Source organism: Nostoc sp. 'Peltigera membranacea cyanobiont' 232, assembly GCF_002245985.1.
GTDB lineage: Bacteria > Cyanobacteriota > Cyanobacteriia > Cyanobacteriales > Nostocaceae > Nostoc.
Genome location: NZ_NOLK01000303.1, coordinates 1 through 4,191, shown reverse-complemented (window position 1 = coordinate 4,191; position 4,191 = coordinate 1). Strand labels below are relative to the sequence as shown.

The 4,191-nt window shown below is 44.6% G+C and carries 3 protein-coding genes; all 3 read right to left on the bottom strand.

Going from position 1 to position 4,191, the window contains the following annotated elements; all coding sequences use genetic code 11:
- On the bottom strand, positions 1–1,085 hold a 1,085-nt coding region (locus CDG79_RS39440), incomplete at its 3' end, for a nitrogenase component 1 (RefSeq protein WP_094346905.1).
- A 241-nt stretch (positions 1,086–1,326) separates the two neighbouring features.
- Positions 1,327–2,712 carry a V-containing nitrogenase subunit beta gene (vnfK, locus tag CDG79_RS39435; protein WP_094346904.1) on the bottom strand — a complete coding sequence of 462 codons (1,386 nt, stop codon included), beginning with the start codon at positions 2,710–2,712 and terminating at the stop codon, positions 1,327–1,329.
- Positions 2,713–3,199: 487 nt separating this feature from the next.
- Positions 3,200–4,191, bottom strand: a 992-nt coding sequence (gene vnfG / locus CDG79_RS39430; protein WP_143855738.1) for a V-containing nitrogenase subunit delta, incomplete at its 5' end; no start/stop codon positions are given.

Sequence of the window (4,191 nt, the reverse complement as noted above, 5' to 3'; positions counted from 1 at the left end):
GTACTCCAGGGATGGAAGTTATAGATTACTACACGCATCCCAAAATCACGATCCAACATGTGAGCAAGGGATAAGCACTTGATAGCATCATGTCCTTCGATAATCGCTAACTTCCCTTCTATATAACTCTTAGCTGCTTCAAATTCAGTCTTGATTGCGGCATATTCCTTTTCCATTAGGGCAGCCGCCTGTTCTTCCATCCCTAAATATTTTGCCGCCCCTTCGAGCCATTTTTCTGTAGCGGTAATTCCATAGGGGAGGATAGTAGAGTTTAGCGGAGTACCGAACTTGTCTGACATGGCTTTGCCGATGGTATAGCCAAGATCCAAACATAAGGTACAGTTTACTGCCGCACTCGGTGCTTGCTTTAGTTCTTCTAAAGTACAGTCACCAGCGATGACGCTGTGAACTCGTGCCCCCATTCCTTCTATTAATCGCACCAATTCTTTGACATCAGTTTCGACTTCCGTCCTTTCAGGCCCCATCTTCGCGCCCACAATATTGACAGCATCGGCTAGTTGTGCTTTCCGCTCTGGAGTTGGCGGCTCCATAAAGTCTACGATTTGCCGAAATACGATATCAAATCCACTGCGATACTCCCCGGCGAATCCTTCACAATGTATCGTCATGATCTCAGCATCGATTTCGCTGCGGGCTTTATTCACTACGTCATCAACACAGTCGCCAATAATACCAGACGCACAACTAGTAGCAACAACGATCGCATCAGGATGGTATTTTTCATCTACTTCTCGAATCGCGCCTGCTAATTCTTTTTCCCCGCCAAAAATTACCGCCTTCTCACTCATGTTCGTAGTCACCACTGGTTCATAAGGTGAACCACTATTGCGGCTATTGGTCAGTTTGTATGCCCGCTTGACACCATAAGCACAGCCACTCGGCCCGTGAGAAATGACGATCGCATTTTTAATCCCACTTAAAATCTTCGTTGCAGTCCAAAATTTACAGGGGCGGGTATGACTACCTTGTAAAGTGGTCTTGATCTTACCCTCTTTTGCCAAGCGATAGAGTTCGCTCAAATTTCCGTAAAATACGACATTCTTATCTATACTTGTTGCAGTCATGATAGCTCTCCAGTCTTTCAATAGCTTTTTTAGCAGTACCGTGTGAGTCGTAAACCAGGCTACTGAGCCGCCCTCTAACTAATCAGTTAAACGGGTGCTGCCTGGTTTACAATTGATGTAGCATTGCTAAGTATCGTAAAATTCAGATGGAAATACCATCTAATGATTTGGCGAGACAGTTGGGGGTGGATGACAGAAATACCACTGTGGATAGATGCCATCCCCCATACACATCACCCTCTTACCAAACGTTTAAGAGCCACTCGCGCTCGTGCTTGTTCTCCATATCTGCAAACATGGCGTTGGCAATGTTGTCTGCTAGCCATTCTGCTCCTTTATAACCAATCACGGGGTATTTCCACAGACCTGCGCGGTCAAAGCTGGGGAAGCCTACCCGAACCATCGGAATTTTGTTGTCGATAGAAATATATCGACCTTTTGAATGACCTAGAATCAAGTCGATTTCGAGGGATTTATCTGTAATGCGGCGCTCTAATTCCCAAAGGTCTGCATTCCAGATAACTTCGATATCACAAGCTGCTTGCTTCTCCAACTCGGCAATTCTTGGGTCTTTGGTGCAGGCTTTGTTGTCGTCTCCCAACAACATTAGCACTGGCTCTAACTCAACTTCTAAGCAGAACTCTGCTAGACCAATTACTAAATCGGGATCTCCGTAAATAGCGACCTTTTTGTTGGCGAAAAACATGTGTGCAAGGTCTGCGATCGCATCAATAGCTTTACCGCGTTCTCTAACTAAAGATTCTGGTATTGGTTTGCCAGTCAATTTACTGATGTTTTGCAGCCAGATGTCGGTATTTTTGATACCAATTGGTGTTGGGCCAATGATTGCCGGAACTTTGAACTTCTCTTGTAAGAATTCGGCTGCGCTACCGCCTTCATATTTGCATAAGGCAATAGTTCCCAACGCATTGGCAGAATCAGCAATTTCTTCAATGGTTGTATTCCCAAAGGCAAAACTTGTTTTATCGGGCATGGTGGGCGCATCGAAGGTTTCTGTATCCAGTAAGATGTTTCCTGGAACGTCCATCTCTTTTAAGATGCGCTTAACTTCAATCACATCTCCAGGATTAAGCCACCCAGTGATGATGTTCAACTTGCCAGTTGGTTCGCCTTTTTTTGCTAGGCTAGAAATGATTGCGTGTACACCGACATTATAGCCAGTGACTTGAGAGCCTTTGTAACTGGGGGTATGTACAGGAACAAGAATAACCTTGCGATCGGGATAAGCCTCCTTTAAAAAGCCGTTGAGCTTGTTAATGGTTCCTTCGATATCGTCCCCAATTGTCTCAGTTGAACAAGTCGTAATAATTGGGATAATCCGTAAATCGGGATATCGTGCTACTAAGGTCTTTACGCCTTCCTCAATGCGTGGCTGTCCTCCAAGAACAGCACTATTTTCATGGAGTGAAGAAGAAGCAATGTCGAAATTTTCCTTCAAATGCTGGGCAAACAGGAGACGAACGAACATACTACATCCCTGTCCTCCATGCACCAGGGGAATACAATCTTTGATTCCGATGGAAGCGTATTCAGCCCCAGCAGGCTGACAAGTAAATATAGGATTGATGATTCCCTTGCGTTCTTTCTGTTTGACGACTAAAGACATTCTCTTGACTCCTATGTGGTAAAAAATTGCGTGATGCGTGTTTGGCGTTGCTGAACGAAGAGATGAAGTGTCTTTTTGAGCTTAAGAAAGTAGAGCGATGTCTGCGGCAAGCTAACGCTGCATCCAACCAAGAAGCAAGCTACTCATAGCATCGATTACAGAAGAAAAGTAGAATTGAATTTCGTGAAAATCTTGAAAGCTAGATGAGATGCTTCTGTAGTCAGATACCAAGCTTCTTAGGAATACTTTTGGTGTAGCCCGTCGGTGACATTGCTCTCTACTCTGTAAGTCTCTACTCTGTAAGAAAATTTCTGCACAAACACTAACAGGATGACTTGACTCTAATTCAACAACGCCGTTCGTTTGTAGGACTTACGCAAAAACCCTCTCAAACTCTCATTTCCCCGTAGCCTCTGCGTCCTCTGTGGTTAGTTTTTCCTTACCTTTGCGTAAGTCCTAGTTTGGTTGAATTACCGATCTAATTGCTTTAATAAAGCGAATAATGTAATTCACCATTCTTCGACTTGGTTATTACAATATCGATCAGCATTGCCTTAACAGATTCCAGTACTGCTTTCTTTTGCGAGTTCTCCATGCTATTTAACCATGCAAACCTAATTTCCAGGTCAGCCGAAAGGATCTTCGCATCTGCATAAAAACCCCTTTCGATCAAGGTTTCTAGAACCACCTTTTCTCCAGTCAAGATTTGGGCGGCCATATTGAGAACACCATTGATGTTTTCTTCCCGATCCCATGCACGAGAGTGAAACTGCCACAAACAACGTTCTTGAATTAATTTTGTGACTTCCGCAGCTCGTTCTTGAATGTATGACGCGATTTCCTTAGCTTGCGCTTGAACCTGTGGTGCAACTTCCTTAGCTTGCGCTTGAACCTGTGGTGCAACTTCCTTAGCTGGCTTTTGAACCTGTGGTGCAACTTCCTTAGCTTGCGCTTGAACTTGTGGCGCAGTTTCCTTAGCTTGTGGTTGAACTGGCGCAGCTTCCTTAGCTGGCTTTTGAACCTGTGGCGCAGTTTCCTTAGCTGGCTGTTTGACCTGTGCAGTGGCTTCCTTAACTTGCTGTTGAACTAAAGAAACGACTTGCTCAGATAGCTCTTTTGTTGCTTTACCGTTGCCATTACCATTGGTACTTGGCAGATTTTGCTCACCACGGATATCAGATTGAGCCAATTTCATCAGAGGAGAATAAATGGCATTGTACATATCGCGAGCCATATTCACCGCACCTTCAAAACCCATATAAGGACCATTGTGATAGCCGTGACCATTCACATAAGGCAAATGCAACTTCTTCACCAAAGCACCCACCCGTGGCCCAGTCAACACCAAATCTGGCTTGACCATCTCCAGCACCTCAAAGAACTCCAGTTCATTGCCATCATCAATATAGATAGTCCCTTCTTCACCTCTGGCAATTACCTTCTCAAAATCCTCTTGGTGTCCAAACTTCGACGACATCG

Excerpts from the sequence above, each read along its gene's own strand:
- vnfK (WP_094346904.1), bottom strand. The coding sequence starts at position 2,712 with ATGTCTTTAGTCGTCAAACAGAAAGAACGCAAGGGAATCATCAATCCT.